Source organism: Streptomyces sp. NPDC056373 (genome assembly GCF_042262425.1).
Taxonomy (GTDB): Bacteria; Actinomycetota; Actinomycetes; order Streptomycetales; family Streptomycetaceae; genus Streptomyces.
This window is the reverse complement of record NZ_JBHJPX010000010.1, coordinates 192,992-211,711: the sequence shown is the minus strand read 5'-3', so window position 1 is coordinate 211,711 and position 18,720 is coordinate 192,992. Positions and strand designations below refer to the sequence as shown.

The 18,720-nt window shown below is 71.1% G+C and carries 20 protein-coding genes; 17 read left to right on the top strand and 3 right to left on the bottom strand.

Features of this window, described 5'->3' with window-relative positions:
• Positions 1-4: 4 nt before the first annotated feature.
• The 14 genes from ACFCXS_RS22760 to ACFCXS_RS22695 all read left to right on the top strand — a co-directional run bounded on the left by ACFCXS_RS22760 (position 5) and on the right by ACFCXS_RS22695 (position 13,604).
• Positions 5-376 carry an FKBP-type peptidyl-prolyl cis-trans isomerase gene (locus tag ACFCXS_RS22760; protein ID WP_376645158.1) on the top strand — a complete coding sequence of 124 codons (372 nt, stop codon included), beginning with the start codon at positions 5-7 and terminating at the stop codon, positions 374-376.
• A 129-nt stretch (positions 377-505) separates the two neighbouring features.
• Positions 506-1,483: a helix-turn-helix transcriptional regulator gene (locus tag ACFCXS_RS22755; protein WP_376645157.1), complete on the top strand. Its 978-nt coding sequence runs from the start codon at positions 506-508 to the stop codon at positions 1,481-1,483.
• A 17-nt stretch (positions 1,484-1,500) separates the two neighbouring features.
• The gene (locus tag ACFCXS_RS22750) at positions 1,501-2,574 is read left to right on the top strand and encodes a helix-turn-helix transcriptional regulator (protein WP_376645156.1); all 1,074 of its coding nucleotides are present in this window, start codon (positions 1,501-1,503) and stop codon (positions 2,572-2,574) included.
• Between the two features lie 100 nt (positions 2,575-2,674).
• Positions 2,675-2,971 (top strand): hypothetical protein, encoded by a 297-nt coding sequence (locus ACFCXS_RS22745; RefSeq protein WP_376645155.1) that lies wholly within the window; start codon positions 2,675-2,677, stop codon positions 2,969-2,971.
• A gap of 58 nt (positions 2,972-3,029) precedes the next feature.
• Positions 3,030-3,224 carry a hypothetical protein gene (locus tag ACFCXS_RS22740; RefSeq protein ID WP_104778661.1) on the top strand — a complete coding sequence of 65 codons (195 nt, stop codon included), beginning with the start codon at positions 3,030-3,032 and terminating at the stop codon, positions 3,222-3,224.
• Between the two features lie 260 nt (positions 3,225-3,484).
• Positions 3,485-3,766 carry a Sec-independent protein translocase subunit TatA gene (gene tatA, locus ACFCXS_RS22735; protein WP_376645154.1) on the top strand — a complete coding sequence of 94 codons (282 nt, stop codon included), beginning with the start codon at positions 3,485-3,487 and terminating at the stop codon, positions 3,764-3,766.
• Positions 3,767-3,813: 47 nt separating this feature from the next.
• A complete protein-coding gene (tatC, locus tag ACFCXS_RS22730) occupies positions 3,814-4,776 on the top strand; it encodes a twin-arginine translocase subunit TatC (RefSeq protein ID WP_376645153.1) in 963 nt (320 codons plus the stop codon).
• 31 nt (positions 4,777-4,807) lie between these two features.
• The gene (locus ACFCXS_RS22725; protein WP_376645152.1) at positions 4,808-5,698 is read left to right on the top strand and encodes a diacylglycerol kinase; all 891 of its coding nucleotides are present in this window, start codon (positions 4,808-4,810) and stop codon (positions 5,696-5,698) included.
• Between the two features lie 40 nt (positions 5,699-5,738).
• Positions 5,739-8,588: a DEAD/DEAH box helicase gene (locus ACFCXS_RS22720; protein ID WP_376645151.1), complete on the top strand. Its 2,850-nt coding sequence runs from the start codon at positions 5,739-5,741 to the stop codon at positions 8,586-8,588.
• A gap of 374 nt (positions 8,589-8,962) precedes the next feature.
• Positions 8,963-10,606, top strand: a complete 1,644-nt coding sequence (locus ACFCXS_RS22715) for a sensor histidine kinase (protein WP_376645150.1) — start codon at positions 8,963-8,965, stop codon at positions 10,604-10,606.
• Positions 10,603-11,010 (top strand): roadblock/LC7 domain-containing protein, encoded by a 408-nt coding sequence (locus tag ACFCXS_RS22710; RefSeq protein WP_351633454.1) that lies wholly within the window; start codon positions 10,603-10,605, stop codon positions 11,008-11,010. Before ACFCXS_RS22715 ends, ACFCXS_RS22710 begins: the two co-directional genes overlap by 4 nt.
• Positions 11,007-11,405, top strand: coding sequence for a DUF742 domain-containing protein (locus ACFCXS_RS22705; protein WP_376645149.1), 399 nt, complete (start codon positions 11,007-11,009; stop codon positions 11,403-11,405). Before ACFCXS_RS22710 ends, ACFCXS_RS22705 begins: the two co-directional genes overlap by 4 nt.
• Positions 11,386-12,006: an ATP/GTP-binding protein gene (locus ACFCXS_RS22700; protein WP_376645148.1), complete on the top strand. Its 621-nt coding sequence runs from the start codon at positions 11,386-11,388 to the stop codon at positions 12,004-12,006. Before ACFCXS_RS22705 ends, ACFCXS_RS22700 begins: the two co-directional genes overlap by 20 nt.
• Positions 12,007-12,074: 68 nt before the next feature.
• Complete coding sequence (locus ACFCXS_RS22695) at positions 12,075-13,604, top strand: cytochrome P450 (RefSeq protein WP_376645147.1); 1,530 nt, start codon at positions 12,075-12,077, stop codon at positions 13,602-13,604.
• Here ACFCXS_RS22695 and ACFCXS_RS22690 read toward each other — a convergent pair.
• Entirely contained in the window at positions 13,598-14,656 is a 1,059-nt protein-coding gene (locus ACFCXS_RS22690; RefSeq protein ID WP_376645146.1) for an RluA family pseudouridine synthase, read from the bottom strand. The two genes, ACFCXS_RS22695 and ACFCXS_RS22690, sit on opposite strands and share 7 nt — an antisense overlap.
• 80 nt (positions 14,657-14,736) lie before the next feature.
• Here ACFCXS_RS22690 and ACFCXS_RS22685 point away from each other — a divergent pair, with 80 nt between their 5' ends.
• Positions 14,737-15,318, top strand: coding sequence for a GNAT family N-acetyltransferase (locus tag ACFCXS_RS22685; RefSeq protein ID WP_376645145.1), 582 nt, complete (start codon positions 14,737-14,739; stop codon positions 15,316-15,318).
• Between the two features lie 172 nt (positions 15,319-15,490).
• Here the strand turns inward: ACFCXS_RS22685 and ACFCXS_RS22680 are convergent, their stop codons facing one another.
• On the bottom strand, positions 15,491-16,333 hold the full coding sequence (locus tag ACFCXS_RS22680; protein WP_376645144.1) for a siderophore-interacting protein: 843 nt from the start codon (positions 16,331-16,333) through the stop codon (positions 15,491-15,493).
• A gap of 114 nt (positions 16,334-16,447) precedes the next feature.
• Positions 16,448-17,377 (bottom strand): 5'-3' exonuclease H3TH domain-containing protein, encoded by a 930-nt coding sequence (locus ACFCXS_RS22675; RefSeq protein ID WP_376645289.1) that lies wholly within the window; start codon positions 17,375-17,377, stop codon positions 16,448-16,450.
• A 244-nt stretch (positions 17,378-17,621) separates the two neighbouring features.
• Between ACFCXS_RS22675 and ACFCXS_RS22670 the strand changes: the two genes are divergently transcribed.
• Entirely contained in the window at positions 17,622-18,080 is a 459-nt protein-coding gene (locus ACFCXS_RS22670; protein WP_376645143.1) for a hypothetical protein, read from the top strand.
• Positions 18,081-18,108: 28 nt separating this feature from the next.
• Positions 18,109-18,543 carry a hypothetical protein gene (locus tag ACFCXS_RS22665; RefSeq protein WP_376645142.1) on the top strand — a complete coding sequence of 145 codons (435 nt, stop codon included), beginning with the start codon at positions 18,109-18,111 and terminating at the stop codon, positions 18,541-18,543.
• Positions 18,544-18,720: the final 177 nt, after the last annotated feature.

Sequence of the window (18,720 nt, the reverse complement as noted above, 5' to 3'; positions counted from 1 at the left end):
TGAAGTGAGCATCGACAAGCCCGAGATCGACTTCCCGGGCGGCGAGCCCCCGGCGAACCTCGAGATCAAGGACATCTGGGAGGGCGACGGCCCGGTCGCCGAAGCCGGCCAGACCGTCACCGTGCACTACGTGGGTGTCTCCTTCAGCACCGGCGAGGAGTTCGACGCGAGCTGGAACCGCGGCACCCCGTTCCGCTTCCCGCTGGGCGGCGGCCGGGTCATCAAGGGCTGGGACCAGGGTGTGCAGGGCATGAAGGTCGGCGGCCGTCGCCAGCTGACCATTCCCGCCCACCTCGCCTACGGCAACCAGAGCCCGTCCCCTCTGATCAAGCCCGGCGAGACGCTGATCTTCGTGGTCGACCTGCTCGGAGTCTGAGCAAGCTCCGGACAGACTCGATCACGTGGGGCCCATGCCTGTTCGGGCATGGGCCCTCGGCTTTTGCCGTGCCACCGTGTGGCGGTACGGTCATCGCTCGTAAGCACCATAGGGAGGCGAAGCGCGTCGATGGCCATTGCCAAGGCGGAGCGGCTGATGAATCTGGCGCTGTGTCTGCTCGGGACGCGGCGCCCGCTCAGCAAGCGTGAGCTGCGCGACTCCATCGAGGCCTATGTCGAGGCCTTCGGGCCGGGCAACCGCACGACCGGTTCCGATGACTCCTTCAACCGCATGTTCGAGCGTGACAAGGACGACCTGCGCGAACTGGGGCTGGTCATCGAGACCGTCGAGAGCCTCGACGGCGAGATCGGCTACATGGCCCGCCGCGACAGCAACCGCCTCCCGCCCATCACCCTGGACGCCGAGGAGGCCGCAGCCCTCGGGCTGGCCGCCAAGGTGTGGCAGCAGGCCCGGCTCGCCGGAGCGGCCAGCGGTGCCCTGCAGAAGCTGCGCGCGGCCGGGCTCCCCGAGGACGTCGACCCCTATGGGTCGCACGGCGCCCTGGAGCCGCGCATCCCGGTGCACGAGGCCGCGTTCGAGCCGCTGATGCTGGCCTGCCGGGACCGCAGGCCCGTCGCCTTCGACTACCGCAAGGCCACCGCAGCCCACCCCGAGCAGCGGCACGTGGAGCCGTGGGCGCTGGAGTGCTGGCGGGGTCACTGGTACCTGGCGGGCTGGGACCGCGACCGGGGCGCCGAGCGGGTCTTCCGGCTGTCCCGGATCACCGGCAAGGTCCGCTCGCGCGGTGGCCGCTACACCGCCGAGGTGCCGGACGTCGTCACCGTCCGGGAGACCGTCGCGAGCTGGGCCGGGGAGGTCGCCGACCGTTCGGCGCGGATCCGGCTGCGGGCGGGGGCGGGGTACCCCCTTCGGGCGAAGGCCACCTCCGTGCGGGAACTCGGCGACGGCTGGGACGAGTTGGAGATTCCGTACGGCCACGGGCTGGATGCCTGGCTGGTGGAGTTCGGGCCGGACGTGGTCGTCCTGGAGCCCGCCGAGCTGCGGGCCGACGTGGTGGACCGGCTGCGGGCCGTGGCCAAGGGCTGAGGGGGAGCGGAAAGACAGTGGCAGGCAAACCGGTCAGGCCCGTGAACGCCATCGACCAGACCCGGCGGATGCTCTCGCTGGTGACGTATCTGAAGGAGCGTCCCGGGGCCCGGGTCGAGGACGTCGCGCGTGCCTTCGGCATCAGCGAGGACGAGCTGGTCTCCGACCTGGACGTGCTGCCCATGTGCGGCACCAGCTTCCGCGGCGGCGATCTGCTCGACATCGACACCGACGGCGAGCGCATCTGGTGGCACAACCCGGCGGCGCTCGCCGCGGAAGCCGCCGAGCCGCTCAGACTCGCCGCCGACGAGGCCACCGCCCTGCTCGTCGCAGCCCGGGCGGTGTCCACGCTGCCCGGCCTGCGCGAGAGTGACCGGCAGGCGCTGCTGCGGGCGACGGCCAAGGTGGAGACCGCGGCCGGTGAGGCGGCGGGTGCCAGCTCGCGCCTGTCGGTGACCTTCGAGTCCGAGGGCGGTGTCTTCGCCGACGTCGACCGCGCGATCGCCGAGCGCCGCCGCTTGTGGATCCGCTACTACTCGCCCGCGCGTGACGAGGTCACCGAGCGGGAGATCGATCCCATCCGGCTGGTCAGCGTCGGCCACACCTATGTCGAGGCCTGGTGCCGCCGCTCGGAGGCGCGCCGCACCTTCCGGCTCGACCGGGTCGCCGAGATCAAGATCCTCGACGAGCCGTCGGCGCCGCCCGAGATCGAGCTGCGCGACCTCTCGGAGGCGCTGGTGCAGCCGGCGGCCGAGGACCCGGAGGTCGTGATCGAGGTCGGGCCCGGCGGCCGCTGGGTCGCGGAGTACTACCCGCACGACAGTGCGGATGAGCTCCCGGACGGTGGGCTGCGTATCACTCTGCGGACCCCCGACCCGGCGTCGCTGCGGCGCCTGGCGCTGCGGCTCGGGCGGGACGGCCGGATCGTCTCGCCGCCGGAGCTCGCCGGCAGTGCCCGGCGGGCGGCCCGGGAGGCGTTGGCGGCGTACGACGGGATCGAGGCGGCGCGGACGGCCGGCGGTGCGCAGGACGTACGCGGGCCGCACGCGGTGCGGACGGTTCCGGACGGGCCGGGCGACGGACCGGCGTGAGTCACGGTCGCCCTCCGGGGTCCACGGCGGCTCCACGGCCGGACCGCGACACCGGTCGTGCACCCCGGAGGCGTACGACCCGAGGAAGAGGAGCGAGGGCTTGAGCGAGTCGGTGACGTCCGGTGGTGTCGGGGGCATGACGGTGGAGTCCGCGTTCGCCGGGATGAGAAGCGTGACCCCGGTCGTGTTCCGGGCGGGCTGCCCCGACTGCCGGGAGCGCAGCGAGCTCGCCGCGGGCGCGCTGCGGCTGGCCATCGGCGCCACGAGCCGTACCACCTTCTACTCCTTCACCTGTCCGCAGTGCGGTGCGTCCGTCCGCAAACCCGCGGGGGAGCGGATCGTGGAGCTGCTCACCGGTGGCGGTGTGCGGACCCTGCGGCTGCACTCCACCGTCTAGCGGGCCGTCCGGCGGGGGCGGGAATCTCGGCCGTCCGGAAAGGTCTAGGCTCGGCGTCATGTTCTGGCCGATGTTCGCGGTTGCGGTGGGTTTCGTGGGTCTCGTCGTGCTCGGCGTGCTCGGAGTGCGGGTCTTCGTGGAGGCGCAGCGCCTGGGCAGGCAGGTCACGGACTCGGCACGCCGTATCAACCGGGCCGCCGAGGACCTGGAGCGGTCCGCGCAGAGCGCGGCCCGCTCCGTCGACGCTCTGTGAGGTGTCCGGCGGGCGGCTGTGAGTTGCGTTTCGGGACACTTCGCCCTGTCACGTCGGCGGTTCGTACAGGTACTCTGCTGGTCGCGGCCCGGTTAACGAGGCACTGGTCGCGGACGGGAGTGCGCGCAAGGGATGCACAGGGATTGCCCCATGTTTACCCCCGAGCGTTACGATCGCTGCCAGCACGACTGTTCGGACAAGTGTCCGACCGGTCGGACAGCACCCCCACCACAGCCGCCTCGGTGAGAAGGTAAAGACTTATGTTCGGAAGGCTCGGAGCCCCCGAGATCATTCTCATCCTCGTCGTCATCATCCTGCTGTTCGGCGCGAAGAAGCTTCCGGACATGGCTCGGTCGCTCGGCAAGTCGGCCCGCATCCTCAAGAGCGAGGCCAAGGCGATGAAGGACGAGAACAAGTCGTCCACGACCCCGGCGGGCCCGCCCAGCAACGACGAGCCCTCGCAGCGCACCATCCAGGCAGCGCCCGGTGATGTGACCAGCTCGCGCCCGGTCAACGAGCCCACGGACACGAGCAAGCGCTGACGCAGGGCCGGTGACCTCCGGCCCGCCGCACGAGATGGGAACGTGGGTTGCTGAAGTCTGCCCGCAAGCAGGAGAGGGATCCCGAGGGGCGCATGCCCCTCGCGGAGCACCTTCGCGAGCTCCGCAACCGGCTCGCCAAGGCGATGCTGGCGATCGTCGTCGTCACGGTCGTCGCCGCCTTCTTCTACAACGACATCATCAACTTGATCACCAAGCCGATCCTCGACTCGGTCGGCTGTGACAAGACCTTCGAGGAGCTGGCCAGGTCGCAGGCGGGCACGAAGCCCTGTGCGCAGATCACCATCAACGGCCTGCTCACCCCCTTCACGCTCGCGCTGAAGGTGTCCCTGATGGCCGGTGTCGTCTTCGCCTCGCCGATCTGGCTCTACCAGTTGTGGGCCTTCGTCGCGCCGGGCCTGCACCGGCACGAGCGGAAGTACGCCTACGCCTTCGTCGGCACCGGCGCCCCGCTGTTCCTCGTCGGCGCCTACTTCGCGTACACGGTCCTGCCCACCACGGCGAAGGTGCTCCTCGAGTTCACCCCGGGTGGCACGTCCAACCTCCTGCCGCTGGACGACCTGCTCGACCTGGTCATGCGGATGGTGCTGGTCTTCGGCCTCTCCTTCGAGCTGCCCCTGCTGCTGGTCATGCTCAACCTCACCGGGGTGCTCACCGGCCAGCGCATGCTCGGCTGGTGGCGCGGCATGATCATGGCCATCACGGTGTTCGCGGCCGTCGCCACGCCCAGCACCGACCCGCTGACCATGCTGGCGCTCGCCGCGCCCATCTGGATCCTGTACTTCGCGGCTGTGGCCTTCTCCCTGTTGAACGACCGCCGCAAGGCCCGCCGAGAGGCCCTGGGCCCCGCCGACGACGAGGCGTCCGAATTGGATCTCACCCCCGAGGACATCGGCGAGATCGAGCCCGTGACGACCAGCCGCGCGGCGCTGCCGGAGCAGGCGAGCTCGGAGCGCACGGACCGGGTCAACGGTTATGACGACGTGACCTGAACATCGGCGGACAGCTCGTAGGGTCGGTCCCGTGACCAGCGAGATCACCCTCTTCGTCAACCCCACCGCGGGCCGCGGCCGGGGCGCCCGCGCGGCGCAGCCGGCCGCTTCCGCGTTGCGGGCGGCCGGCTTCTCCGTCCGGACCGTCCTCGGGGAGGACGCCGAGGACGCCCTCGTCCGTGCCCGTGCGGCCGTCGAGTCCGGCACGGGCGCGTTGATCGCCGTCGGCGGTGACGGGATGGCGGGCCTCGCGCTCCAGGCACTCGCCGGCACCCGCACCCCGCTCGGCCTGGTCGCGGTCGGCACCGGCAACGACTTCGCACGCGCCCTCGGCATGCCCGTCCGGGAGCCCGCCGCCGCGGGCCGCATGATCGCCGACGCCCTCAAGTGCGGCCGGATCCGCGACATCGACCTCGGGCAGGTCGGCGACCGCTGGTTCGGCACGGTCCTCGCCTCCGGCTTCGACTCCCGCGTCAACGACCGCGGCAACCGCATGCGATGGCCCACCGGGCGCCTGAAGTACGACCTGGCGATGATCGCGGAACTCGCCGGGCTCCGGCCCGTCCCGTACCGGATCCGGCTCGACGACGGCGAGGTCCGTGAGGTGGAGGCGACCCTGGTGGCCGTCGGAAACGGCTCCTCGTACGGCGGCGGCATGCGGATCTGCCCCGATGCCGACCTGACCGACGGGCTGTTCGACGTCACGGTGGTCGGTGACTGCAGCCGCAGCACGCTGCTGCGGGTGTTCCCGCGGGTGTACCGGGGCACGCACGTCGAGCACCCGAAGGTGACGGTGCTGCGGGCGGCGCGGGTCGAGATCGCCGCCGCGGGAGTCACCGGCTACGCCGACGGGGAGCCGCTCGGCCCGCTGCCGCTGAGCGCGCGCTGCGTGCGCGGGGGCGTACGGGTCGTCGGCCCCTGAGCTGCGCGGATCCGAGGTTTCACAGCAACGGATCCGGATAATGATCGTCCTGTTGTCAGTGCGGCCCGGTACGCTCGAAAGCACGATGACAGAGGACCTCTCCCCGGCCGAGCGGTACGCGGCAGCCCGCAAGCGCGCTGCCGAGCAGGCCACCGCGCTCGCTACCTTCCGCGAGATGTACGACTTCGGCCTCGACCCCTTCCAGATCGAGTCCTGCCAGGCGCTCGAGGCGGGAAAGGGCGTGCTCGTCGCTGCGCCCACCGGCTCCGGCAAGACGATCGTCGGCGAGTTCGCCGTCCACCTCGCCCTCCAGCAGGGCAAGAAGTGCTTCTACACGACACCCATCAAGGCCCTGTCGAACCAGAAGTACGCCGACCTGTGCCGCCGCTACGGCACGGACAAGGTGGGCCTGCTGACCGGCGACAACAGCGTCAACTCCGAGGCGCCGGTGGTGGTGATGACCACCGAGGTGCTGAGAAACATGCTGTATGCCGGGTCCCAGACCCTCCTCGGCCTCGGCTACGTGGTGATGGACGAGGTGCACTACCTCTCCGACCGGTTCCGCGGGGCCGTGTGGGAGGAAGTGATCATTCACCTCCCCGAGTCGGTCACGCTCGTCTCGCTCTCGGCGACGGTGTCCAACGCCGAGGAGTTCGGCGACTGGCTGGACACGGTCCGCGGGGACACCGAGGTGATCGTCTCCGAGCACCGGCCCGTCCCGCTGTTCCAGCACGTGCTGGCCGGTCGGCGGATGTACGACCTGTTCGAGGAGGGCGAGGGCAACAGGAAGGCCGTCAACCCCGATCTCACGCGCATGGCGCGCATGGAGGCGAGCCGGCCGTCGTTCCAGGACCGCCGGCGCGGCCGGTCCATGCGCGAAGCCGACCGTGAGCGCGAGCGCCGCCAGCGGTCCCGGATCTGGACACCGAGCCGGCCCGAGGTCATCGAGCGGCTCGACGCCGAGGGGCTGCTGCCCGCCATCACCTTCATCTTCAGCCGCGCCGCGTGCGAGGCCGCCGTCCAGCAGTGCCTGTACGCGGGGCTCAGGCTCAACGACGACGAGGCGCGCGAGCGGGTCCGCGCCCTGGTCGAGGAGCGCACGGCGTCCATCCCGACGGAGGACCTGCACGTCCTCGGCTACTACGAGTGGCTGGAGGGCCTGGAGCGCGGCATCGCGGCCCACCACGCGGGCATGCTGCCGACCTTCAAGGAGGTCGTCGAGGAACTGTTCGTGCGGGGCCTGGTCAAGGCCGTGTTCGCCACCGAGACCCTCGCCCTCGGCATCAACATGCCCGCGCGCTCGGTGGTGCTGGAGAAGCTCGTCAAGTGGAACGGCGAGCAGCACGCGGACATCACCGCGGGCGAGTTCACCCAGCTGACGGGCCGGGCCGGACGGCGTGGCATCGACGTCGAGGGCCACGCGGTGGTGCTCTGGCAGCGTGGCATGAGCCCCGAACACCTCGCGGGTCTGGCCGGCACGCGCACGTATCCGCTGCGCTCCAGCTTCAAGCCGTCGTACAACATGGCGGTCAACCTGGTCGAGCAGTTCGGGCGGCACCGCTCGCGCGAGCTACTGGAGACGTCGTTCGCGCAGTTCCAGGCGGACAAGTCGGTGGTCGGCATCTCCCGGCAGGTGCAGCGCAACGAGGAGGGTCTCGAGGGCTACAAGGCCTCCATGACCTGTCACCTCGGCGACTTCGAGGAGTACGCGCGGCTGCGCCGCGAACTGAAGGACCGGGAGAACGAGATCGCCCGGCAGGGCGTGGCGCAGCGGCGTGCGGAGGCCGCCGTCGCGCTGGAGAAGCTCAAGCCCGGAGACGTCATCCACGTCCCCACCGGCAAGTACGCGGGCCTGGCGCTGGTGCTGGACCCGGGCCTGCCGGCGGGCCGTTCGAACGGGCACCGTGGCTTCGACCACCACGACGGGCCGCGCCCGCTGGTGCTGACCGCCGAGCGGCAGGTGAAGCGGCTGGCGTCGATGGACTTCCCGGTACCGGTCGAGCCGCTGGAGCGGATGCGGATCCCGAAGTCCTTCAACCCCCGCTCCCCGCAGTCCCGTCGGGACCTCGCGTCCGCGCTGCGCACCAAGGCGGGGCACATCCCGGCCGAGCGGCACCGCAAGCGGCGCTCCCAGGCGGCCGACGACCGCGAGATCTCCCGGCTGCGGACCGCGCTGCGCGCGCACCCCTGCCACGGCTGCAACGACCGTGAGGATCACGCCCGCTGGGCCGAGCGGTACCACCGGCTGCTGCGCGACACCTCGCAGCTGGAGCGGCGGATCGAGGGCCGGACGAACACGATCGCCCGGACGTTCGACCGCATCGTGGCGCTGCTGACCGAGCTGGACTATCTGCGCGCCGACGAGGTCACCGAGCACGGCAGGCGGCTCGCGCGGCTGTACGGCGAACTGGACCTGCTCGCCAGTGAGTGCCTGCGCGAGGGTGTCTGGGAGGGTCTCGGCCCGGCCGAACTGGCCGCCTGCGTATCGGCGTTGGTGTACGAGTCACGTGTCGCCGATGACGCGATGGCACCGAAGGTGCCGTCCGGCAAGGCCAAGGCCGCGCTGGGCGAGACGGTGCGGATCTGGGGGCGGCTGGACGCGCTGGAGGAGGAGTTCCGGATCACCCAGACCGAGGGGGTCGGGCAGCGCGAGCCCGATCTGGGCTTCGCCTGGGCCGCGTACGAGTGGGCCTCCGGGAAGGGCCTCGACGAGGTGCTGCGTGAGGCGGAGATGCCGGCTGGGGACTTCGTGCGGTGGTGCAAGCAGGTCATCGACGTGCTGGGGCAGATCGCGGCGGCTGCTCCGCAGGGGTCTTCCGTGGTGAAGAACGCCCGTAAGGCCGTGGATCTGTTGCTGCGGGGTGTTGTCGCCTACTCGTCGGTGGGGTGATCGTTTGATGCGCGGGCGCCGGTTGTCGGTGGTCGCTCGCGCAGTTCCCCGAGCCCCTGAAACGGCGTTGCACTGAAGCCCATTCACCCCTCGCGGTGAATGGGCTCTCGTACGTCCGTTTGTCGCTACGCACGGTATTCGAACGATGTCGCAGCGTGCAAACGGCCGAGCGTACTATCCCTTCGCGTCCGGTTTCCGGCAGTTGCTGAATATGACACAGCGATGATCCGGTCGGACTAAGCTCGCCCGCAGCGCACCGGCTTGAGATGAATTCGTGCGCTTGTTCCCCAATGTGTGGAAGATCCCGACCTCTTCATGACATACCCCCCACCAAGTCCCCCCGAACCTCAGTCGACTCCTGTCAGAAGGCCCACATGGTGAGTGTTCAATCCCCGCCCGGTCGCCGTGAACTCCCCTACGCGCGCCTGCTGTTGCTCCCTGCCATAGTCATGGCCGCGGCAACCGGGGCCGCCGTCGCGCTGGTGACGGAGCCGGCCAGGGGTGCCGTCGGCTGGTGCGGCGGAATCGCCACCGCGCTGGTGCTCGCGACCGCGGCCGAGGCGATGCGCCGCGGCCGTGTGCTGCGCAACCGCAGTGCCGAGCACGCCCGGTACAGCGCACATCTGGAACAGCGGATCGCGGCCCACGAGAACGAGCTGGTCCGCTTCTCGCGGGAGATCATCCCCGCCGCGCTCGACCTGCTGCGGACCGGAGAATCCCCCAGGGAGGTGATCCGCAAGCTCGGCCTCGCCAACCCGGCCTTCCGTGACCTGCCCGCACCGCAGGCGGAGACCCTGCTGAGGGTGCTCAAGATCGTCGACTACGAAGTGACGATGCGCGACGCCGCCGCGCGCTCCTTCGTCAGCGTCGCCCGCCGCGTCCAGGCGATCATCCACCAGCAGGCCGAGGAACTCCGGGAGATGGAGGAGGACCACGGACGCAACCCCGAGGTCTTCGACGACCTGCTGCGCATCGACCACGGCAACGCCCTGATCGGCCGCCTGGCCGACTCCGTCTCCGTCCTCGGCGGCGGCCGCCCCGGTCGGCAGTGGCCCGCGCCGGTGTCCCTGTACAGCACCCTGCGCGGCGCCATGTCCCGCATCCTCGAGTACCGGCGCATCCAGCTGTCCTCCATCGCCAAGATCAGCGTCAAGGGCATCTACGTCGAGCCGGTCATCCACGCCGCCGCCGAGCTCCTCGACAACGCCACGCGCTACTCGCCGCCGCAGACCAAGGTGCACGTCACCGCCACCGAGGTGCAGACCGGCGTCTGCATCGAGATCGAGGACGGCGGTGTCAACCTCAACGAGGAGGCACGCGCCCGCATCGAGGGCATGCTGGAGGCCGCCAAGGCGGGCGTCGACCTCCAGGACATCGGCGAGCACCCGCGTCTCGGCCTCGCGGTCGTGGGCCGGCTGTGCACCGCCTACAACATGCAGGTCTCGCTGCGCGCGTCCGCGTACGGCGGTGTCCGCGCCATCCTCATCGTGCCGAGCGAGATGATCACCCACGAGCCCGGTGTCGGACTCGCCCACGGCATCGGCGCCACCGGCATCCCCATGACGGTCGGCATCCCCGAGGGCCCCAAGCGCGCGCCCAAGAGGCGACGCCCCACCAGCCCGAAGATCCCCGCCACGGTCTCCCTGGAGGACGACGACGTCCCCGAGGTCACCGAGTGGACCGCGAACGGCCTGCCGCAGCGCCGCAGCAAGGTGAAGATGCCCCTCGCCGAGCGCCTCGCCCAGCAGGCCGCCAACGAGAAGGCCGACCGGGAGGCCGCCGAGCGGGGCGAGTACAACCCCTGGGCGGCCATGCACGAGCCCGAGACCAAGCCCTTGCGCGACATGTCGGCGCCCGACGCCCCCGGCAAGGGCCTGGAGGCCTTCTGGGAGGGGCTCAAGCAGGGCATCGAACCCGGCACCCACCCGACCGACTTCATCCGGAACCCGCACAAGTACCTGCACCTGATCAACGACCCGGCACCCACCGAGGCCGACGACGAGGGGGACCTCAAGTGATCCAGCAGCGAGGCAACTTCGACTGGATGCTCAAGCAACTCGCCGACGGAGTGCCGGGCATCGAGATGATCGTGGTGCTCTCGGCCGACGGTCTGCGCATCGCCCGCTACGGCGGCGAGCCGGACGCGGCCGACCGGGTCGCCGCGGCCTGCGCCGGACTGCAGTCCCTCGCGGGCAGCGTGTGTCAGGAACTCAGCGTGGGCGACGGCGAGATGAAGCTCGTCATGATCGAGATCGACCAGGGTTACTTCTACCTGATGGACGCGGGCGCCAACGCCTTCCTCGCGGTGCTCTCCGACGTCCGGTGCGAACCCGGCCGGATGAGCGCCATGATGCGCGACCTGGTCGTCCGGATCGGTGGCCACCTCACCAGTCCGCCCCGGCGGAACGGGCAGATCGTATGACGCCTCCGCAACGCCAGAGGCGCGACCCCGTCCCGGAGGCGCCCACGCCCCAGGAGGGCGAGGACAAACCCGGGAACCCGGAGCGGATGTACGTGGTGGCCGGCCCGGACGGTGAACGGGCCGAGCTCGACCTGGTGACGTTGATCGTGGCGCGTGCCACGGACCCGCCGCCCTCCGCCTCTCCCGAGCAGGCGGCGCTGCTCCGGCTCTGCGCCGCCCCCCTGTCCGTGGCCGAGCTGTCGGCCTACCTCCACCTGCCGTTCAGCGCGATGGGCGTCCTGCTCACCGAGCTGCTGACGGCGGACCTGGTGCAGGCGCGCGCCCCGATCGTCCGCAAGGCGCGCTCCGACCGTTCCCTCCTCGAAGCGGTGATGAATGGACTTCAACGGCTCTGACACCATCCCGGGCCCCCGGGCCGAGGACCAGCTGCCCCACACGGCACAGGCCGCGGCCAAGATCGTGATCGTGGGCGGCTTCGGCGTCGGCAAGACGACCATGGTCGGTTCGGTCAGCGAGATCACACCGCTGACCACCGAGGAGACCATGACGCAGGCCGGCATCGGTGTCGACGACAACTTCGGCTCCGCGTCCAAGACGGCCACCACCGTCGCCATGGACTTCGGCCGCATCAGCATCACCGAACAGCTCGTGCTGTACCTCTTCGGCACGCCCGGCCAGCAGCGCTTCTGGTTCCTGTGGAACGGCCTGTTCGAGGGCGCGCTCGGCGCGGTGGTGCTGGTCGACACCCGGCGGCTGGAGGTCAGCTTCGACGTCATGGGGCGCCTGGAGGAACGCGGCGTGCCGTTCGTGGTCGCCGTCAACTCCTTCCCCGACGCCCCCCGTTACGCCCTCGACGAGCTGCGCACGGCCCTCGACCTCACACCGGACATCCCGATCATGGAGTGCGACGCGCGGCGCCGGGCCTCCAGCCGCGACGTGCTGATGACCCTCATGCGCTTTTTGCACTCGCTCGCCATGACGGGCTCCCGCGCCTGATCCGTGCGACGCGTTCGCACTTCCCCCCCCAAGACACCTGAGACCACCTCAGTTTCGGAGCGATCACTGTGACGCCTGAATCCCACGCCCCGACCAGCACGGACGACCTCCCGCCCGGCCCGCCCCCCGGCTGCCCCGCCCACGGCCTCGGGCCCGGGGGACTGCACCGGCTGCACGAGGCGGAGGACCTGGGAGCGCTGTACGAGCAACTGCGGGACCAGCACGGTCCCGTGGCGCCCGTGCTGCTCCACGACGACGTGCCGATGTGGATCGTCCTCGGCCACGCCGAGAACCTGCACATGGTGCGCTCGCCCTCGCAGTTCTGCCGGGACAGCCGTATCTGGACCCCGCTCAGGGAGGGCCTGGTCAAGCCCGACCACCCGCTGATGCCGCACATCGCCTGGCAGCCCATCGCCTCGCACGCCGAGGGCGACGAGCACAAGCGGCTGCGCGGCGCGGTCATGGGCGCCATCTCCACCATCGACTTCCGCAGCCTGCGCCGCTACATCAACCGCAGTACCCAGGTGATCGTCAACCGGTTCTGCGAGGCGGGCGAGGCGGACCTCGTCGGCCAGTTCACCGAGCACCTGCCGATGGCGGTGATGTGCGAGATCCTCGGCATGCCCGACGAGTACAGCGACCGGCTCGTCGAGGCCGCCCGAGACGCCCTCAAGGGCACCGAGACCTCGCTCGCCAGCCATTCCTACGTCATGGACGCCCTGAGCCGGCTCACCACCGTCCGCCGCGCGCAGCCGGAGGAGGACCTCGCCAGCTACCTGATCACGCACCCGGCCCGGCTGAGCGACGACGAGGTCCGGGAGCACCTGCGCCTGGTGCTCTTCGCGGCCTACGAGGCCACCACCAACCTGCTGTCCAACGTGCTGCTCACGGTGCTGATCGACCCGCGCTTCCGGGCCCAGCTCAACGGCGGCCAGATGACGGTGCCGGAGGCGGTGGAGCAGTCCCTGTGGAACGAGCCGCCGTTCAGCACGGTCTTCGCGTACTTCGCCAAGCAGGAGACCGAGCTGGGCGGGCAGCGCATCCGCCGGGGCGACGGGCTGCTCTTCGCTCCGCTGCCGGCCAACGTCGACCCGCGGGTGCGGCCGGACCTGAAGGCCAGCATGCAGGGCAACCGATCCCACCTCGCCTTCGGCGGCGGCCCGCACGAGTGCCCCGGGCAGGACATCGGCCGCTCCATCGCCGACGTGGGCGTGGACGCGCTGCTGATGCGGCTGCCGGACGTCGAACTCGACTGCGACAAGGAGGAGCTGCGCTGGACGGCGTCCATCGCCTCCCGGCACCTGGTGGATCTGCCGGTGCAGTTCGCGCCCAGGCCGCCGCAGGACGTGCAGGAGGTGCCGAACCACAAGCCGGTCCCCGCGCAGCGCTCGGACTGGGAGATCGGCATCGTGCAGCCGGCGGCCGCCGCACCGGCCGTGGCGCGGTCCCAGCCGGTCGCCGCGCAGCCGCAGCCACAGCCGGCCCAGGTGCAGCCCCAGCCCCAGCCCCAGCCGGTGCCCGTGCAGCCGGCGGTCGCGGAAGCGCCCCGCCGCAGGGGCGTCTGGCAGCGGTTCCTGAGCTGGTGGCGCGGCTACTGACCGTCTGACGGGCCGTCGTAGGACCCGGCGGCCCAACGGTCGTACGACGCCCAGGCCGCGAGCGTCCGGCCGCTGCGGAACCGGTGCTCCTCGCCTGTGACCGGGTCGGTGAACTCCAGTGACCGGGCCAGCAGTTGCAGCGGCCGGCGGAAGTCGCCGGCCGGTACGGGGGCGGTCACTTCCGGGTAGAGGGGGTCGCCGAGGATGGGCACGCCCAGCGCGGTCATGTGGACGCGCAGCTGGTGCGTCTGGCCGGTGTCGGGCGCGAGCCGGTACAGGGCCGGCCCGACGGGGTCGCGCTGCCCGCCGGGACCGCCCTGCCCGCCGGGACCGCCCTGCCCACCGGAGCCGCCGCCCTGCACGCCCGGCCGGGCGCGGTGCTCGACGAGCTCGACACGGCTCACGGCGTTGGGCTCGCCCGGGACCTCCCGGGCTGTCAGCACGCCGCGCTCCTTCACGATGCGGCTGCGCACCGTCCGGGGCAGGGCGAGGCCGGCGTCGAAGGGGGCGACGGCCTCGTACTCCTTGCGGATCCGGCGGTCACGGAACAGCTTCTGGTACGCGCCGCGTTCCTCGGGGCACACGGTGAACAGCACGAGCCCCGCGGTGAGCCGGTCCAGCCGGTGTGCGGCGCTGAGCGCCGGGAGGTCCAGCTCGCGGCGGAGCCGGGCCAGCGCGGTCTCGGCGACATGGCCGCCGCGCGGAGTGGTGGCGAGGAAGTGGGGCTTGTCGGCCACGACGATGTGCTCGTCCCGGTGCACGACCTCCAGCGCGAAGGGCACCGGCACCTCGTCGGGCAGGTCCCGGTGGAACCACACGAACATCCCGGGCTCGAAGGGGGCGTCCGCCGCGACGGGCCGTCCGTCCGCCCCGACGATCCGGCCCGCGTCGAACATGCCGTCGACGACTCCGGCGCCGGCCCCACAGAGCCGCTCCACCAGGTGTTCGCGCACCGTCCCCCAGGTCCCGGCGGCGGGCAGCCGCACCCGCACCGGGTCCACGCCGTGGCGCTGCGGCAGGGGAGAGGGCGGGATGCGGGGCTTGCGTCTCATCGAGGCCCAGCGTACGAGGCCGTCGCGGTGGGGCGGAAAACCACTGGGACCACCCGGCGGGCGCTTGCCAGGATGCGGGCATGCCGTTTCTCATCAGCCCTGTCCTGACCGCCGGGGCCCTCGCGGGCCGCCCCCAGCCGACTCTCCCCGCCGACGGCGGACTCGTCCTGCGCCCCTGGCGGGACGGGGACGCGCCCGCGGTGTACGAGGTCTTCCAGGACCCGTTGATGCACCAGTGGCACGCCCGGTCCGCCGACTCCGTGGCGGAGGTGGCCGACTGGATCCGCACGTGGCGTCAGGCGTGGGAGGCGGAGCAGGAGGCGCACTGGGCCGTGGCCGACGCGGAGACCGGCGCGCTGCTGGGCCGGGTCGCGCTGCGCGAACTCCGGCTCGAGGACGGGACGGCCGAGGTGGCGTACTGGACCGTGCCGGAGGCCCGGGGCCGGGGCGTGGCCGCCCGTGCCACCACCGCGCTCACGCACTGGGCCTTCGAGGAGGCCGGGTTCCACCGCCTGGAGCTCCTGCACGCCGTGCGCAACGAGGCGTCCTGCCGCGTCGCCGACAGGACCGGCTTCGGCCTGGAGGGCACGAAGCGCAGTGCGATCATGCAGCCGGACGGATGGCACGACATGCATCTGCACGCCCGGCTGCGGGGGGACTGAGGCGGCACCCGCTGGGGCTGAGGCCCGTCCGGGGACCGAGGCGGCGCCCGGTGGGGCAGAGGCACACCCGGCGGCAGAGGCGGCGTCCGTGTCCTTGCGCCCTGGTGGGCCGGTCCGCGCCTCTGAGCCTTGATGGAGCTGAGTGCTCTTGCGCCCTGTGGGACGGGTGGCCTCAGGCCGCCGGCGCGCTCTCCTGCTCCGCCTCGATCCGGGCGTTCCACTCGCGCTTCGACGCCTGCCAGCCGTCCTCGTTGTGGCCGCGGCGCCAGTAGCCGGAGATCGAGAGGCCCTCGCGCGGGACCTGGCGCTCGACGCGGAGCAGATGGCGCAACTGCTTGACGAAGTGCGCCTCGCCGTGGACGAAGGCGTGCACTCGGCCCTCGGGGAACTCCAGGTTCCGCACGGCGTCGACGAGCGCCTCGCCGAGGGGCCGGGCCCCGCGGTGCAGCCAGACGACCTCCACGTCCGCATCGATCTTCTGCTCCTCCTCGGGGCCGGAGACCTCCACGAAGGCGTAGGCCCGGGCGCCGTGCGGCAGCGCCTCCAGAGCGCAGGCGATCGCGGGCAGCGCGCTCTCGTCCCCCACGAGCAGATGCCAGTCGGCGGTGGGATCGGGTGCGTACGCCCCACCGGGTCCCATGAAGTGCACGGTCTCGCCCGGCTGGACGCGCACCGCCCACGGACCGGCCAGACCCTCGTCACCGTGGATGACGAAGTCCAGCGTCAGCTCGCGGTGCTCGGCGTCCCACTGGCGGACCGTGTAGGTCCGGGTCACCGGCCACTGATCGCGCGGCAGCTCGGCCCGCACGCGCTCCAGGTCGAAGGGTTCCGGATAGGTGACGCCCACCGGCGGGAAGAGCAGCTTCACATAGTGGTCGGTGCACGTACCCGCCGCGAAGTCGGCGAGGCCCTCGCCGCCGAGCACCACGCGCTGCATGTGCGGGGTCAGCCGCTCGGTGCGGACGACCTGCGCGGAGTGGGGCCTGCGCGGCTGGCGTGCCGGTCGCTCTGCCATGAGGACCTCCCTGTCTCGCATAGTTAGGGTTACCTAAGTTATCACCTTGTTCTCGCTTCACACCTCTCGTGCGGGAAGGTCCCGTCGTTCTCTTACGAACTCTTGGGGAAAGGATCAGCTCGCGAGCGTCGTCAGCAGTCGCTCCAGGGACCCGCCCAGTCCCCAGCGGGCCGCCAGCGCCTCCAGGGCGGCGGGGTCGCGCGGTGTGCGCGGCAGTGCCGTGGAGACGTCCGGCAGGGGGACGTCGTCCGCGACCCGGACCACCTTCGGGGCGACCGCGAGGTACGGACGGGCCTCGTCGAGCCGCCTGCGCTGCGTCGGTGTCAGCTTCGACCCCCGGTCCTCGATCGCCGCCATGATCCCGGCCAGGTCACCGAACTGGGCCAGCAGCTTGGCGGCCGTCTTCTCACCGATGCCCGGCACGCCCGGCAGGCCGTCGCTCGGGTCGCCGCGCAGCAGGGCCAGATCCGCGTACCCGCTGCCGTCGACCCCATACTTCTCACGCAGCACCGCCTCATCGGTGTGCTGCAGCGTGCCCACGCCCTTCAGGGGGTACAGCACGCGCACCCCGCGTGCGTCGTCCACCAGCTGGTACAGGTCGCGGTCGCCCGTGACGATGTCGACCGGGCCCGTCGCCCGCGCGGTGAAGGTACCGATCACGTCGTCCGCCTCGTAGCGTGCGACGCCCACGCGCGCGATGCCCACCGCGTCCAGCACCGCCTCGATCACCGGCACCTGGGGCGACAGGGTGTCGGGCACCTCCTCCTCGTCCGGGCCGACCGCGTGCTCCTCGGCGACGCGGTGGGCCTTGTAGGAGGGGATCAGGTCCACCCGCCACTGCGGCCGCCAGTCGGCGTCCATGCACGCCACCAGAAGGTCCGGCCGGTGGTCCTTGACCAGACGGTCGATGAAGTCGAGCAGTCCGCGCACGGCGTTCACCGGCGTGCCGTCCGGGGCGCGGACCGAGTCAGGGACGCCGAAGTAGGCGCGGAAGTACAGGGAGGCGGTGTCGAGGAGCATCAGTCGTCCGGTCACGCCACGCATCATGCCGTACGGCACCGACAGGCCCTCGGCGCAGCGCAACGCATTGCGCCCTGCGCGTCCTTTGTGAGGCGTCCCACTCTTCCGTTTGCTTTCGGGGGGCCGGGGGAGGTGCCTCACGGGAGCGAGGCCGATCAGGGGGGCCGTGATGCGAGGGTACGACCGCGACGGTGACGAGGGCCGTTCTCGCCGTCGACCCCGGTGAGATCGAAGACGGGATGACCGGACCCTGTTGGGTTTCCCCTGCGTGGCGACACAAAGGGAAGGTGCCGGAATCGAGAAGGCGCCCGCGCGCCTCGGCCGGCCGCTCGACCGGGTTATCAGGACGATGACGGCGGGCACCGCATTCGGTGCAAGCGGCTACACGGCCCGGAACGTGGCCGGTGGACCTCCGGCCGGGGCGGCCTGCTCGCTGGGCGGATGGGCCGAAGGCTGTTACGTGAAGAACGGTGATGAAATCTGGGTCCGGGACACTCGCGACGACGGACATCACGCCGCCGTCCATTGGTGGACCAGCGGCCAGAGCGCGAGCGATGACCATGTCTGTCACGACTATGCGGGCAAGGCGGCCGGATGGACCGTGTGTGACGGCCTCAGCGACGTCATCGCGGAACACACCAACATCACCTTCTGGCCCATGACCATGGAAGGCAGCCGCATCGTCTCGGGCGGGGCGAGCCCGCAGACGATTTCTCCCACGTCCTGACGCGACCCACCCGAGGAGTGCACAAGTGATGTACCGAAAAATCGGGACGGTGGTCGGCGCCGTGGTGACCGCGGCCGTCCTGGCGACCACCCCCGCGCTCGCGACCGAGTCGGTCAAGCAGACGGCCAAGGACGCTTCTTCTCCGCCGGGCGGCATCCCCTGCTCAGTGGGCAAGGGAGTCACCACCTGTTTCCAGAAGTCGGGTGACGTCATCTGGGTTCGGGACGAGCAGGCCGACGGCCACCACGCCGTCGGTGGCTGGGGCTTCGGCAACGGTGACAGCGACGTGTGGGACTACGAGTGCCACGACTACCTGGGCAAGGCCGCCGGCTGGACCAAGTGCAGTTGGGCCGACACCATCCCGGAGAGCGCCACGATCACGTTCCGCGGGATCGAGTTCGAGGGCGACACGCCCCTGTTCAACGGGGACGCCGGACCGGCCATGTCCTCCAGGGCGTCCTGACGCGCGACAGAGAACGAGACGCGTCCCGGGCGCTGTGCCGGGACATCGATGATGAAGTGGGGCCCCCCCCCCGGGGGGGGGGCCCCAGAAAAAAAAAATGCTTTAAAGGTACCCACCAGAAGTGTACCGCCAAAAACAAGGGGTGACCCCCCGGCCGGCGCCCCGCCCCACCCCCCG

Excerpts from the sequence above, each read along its gene's own strand:
- ACFCXS_RS22755 (WP_376645157.1), top strand. The coding sequence starts at position 506 with ATGGCCATTGCCAAGGCGGAGCGGCTGATGAATCTGGCGCTGTGTCTG.
- ACFCXS_RS22740 (WP_104778661.1), top strand. The coding sequence starts at position 3,030 with ATGTTCTGGCCGATGTTCGCGGTTGCGGTGGGTTTCGTGGGTCTCGTC.
- tatA (WP_376645154.1), top strand. The coding sequence starts at position 3,485 with ATGTTCGGAAGGCTCGGAGCCCCCGAGATCATTCTCATCCTCGTCGTC.
- ACFCXS_RS22720 (WP_376645151.1), top strand. The coding sequence starts at position 5,739 with ATGATCGTCCTGTTGTCAGTGCGGCCCGGTACGCTCGAAAGCACGATG.
- ACFCXS_RS22715 (WP_376645150.1), top strand. The coding sequence starts at position 8,963 with ATGGTGAGTGTTCAATCCCCGCCCGGTCGCCGTGAACTCCCCTACGCG.
- ACFCXS_RS22705 (WP_376645149.1), top strand. The coding sequence starts at position 11,007 with ATGACGCCTCCGCAACGCCAGAGGCGCGACCCCGTCCCGGAGGCGCCC.
- ACFCXS_RS22700 (WP_376645148.1), top strand. The coding sequence starts at position 11,386 with ATGGACTTCAACGGCTCTGACACCATCCCGGGCCCCCGGGCCGAGGAC.
- ACFCXS_RS22690 (WP_376645146.1), bottom strand. The coding sequence starts at position 14,656 with ATGAGACGCAAGCCCCGCATCCCGCCCTCTCCCCTGCCGCAGCGCCAC.
- ACFCXS_RS22685 (WP_376645145.1), top strand. The coding sequence starts at position 14,737 with ATGCCGTTTCTCATCAGCCCTGTCCTGACCGCCGGGGCCCTCGCGGGC.
- ACFCXS_RS22680 (WP_376645144.1), bottom strand. The coding sequence starts at position 16,333 with ATGGCAGAGCGACCGGCACGCCAGCCGCGCAGGCCCCACTCCGCGCAG.
- ACFCXS_RS22675 (WP_376645289.1), bottom strand. The coding sequence starts at position 17,377 with ATGCGTGGCGTGACCGGACGACTGATGCTCCTCGACACCGCCTCCCTG.
- ACFCXS_RS22665 (WP_376645142.1), top strand. The coding sequence starts at position 18,109 with ATGTACCGAAAAATCGGGACGGTGGTCGGCGCCGTGGTGACCGCGGCC.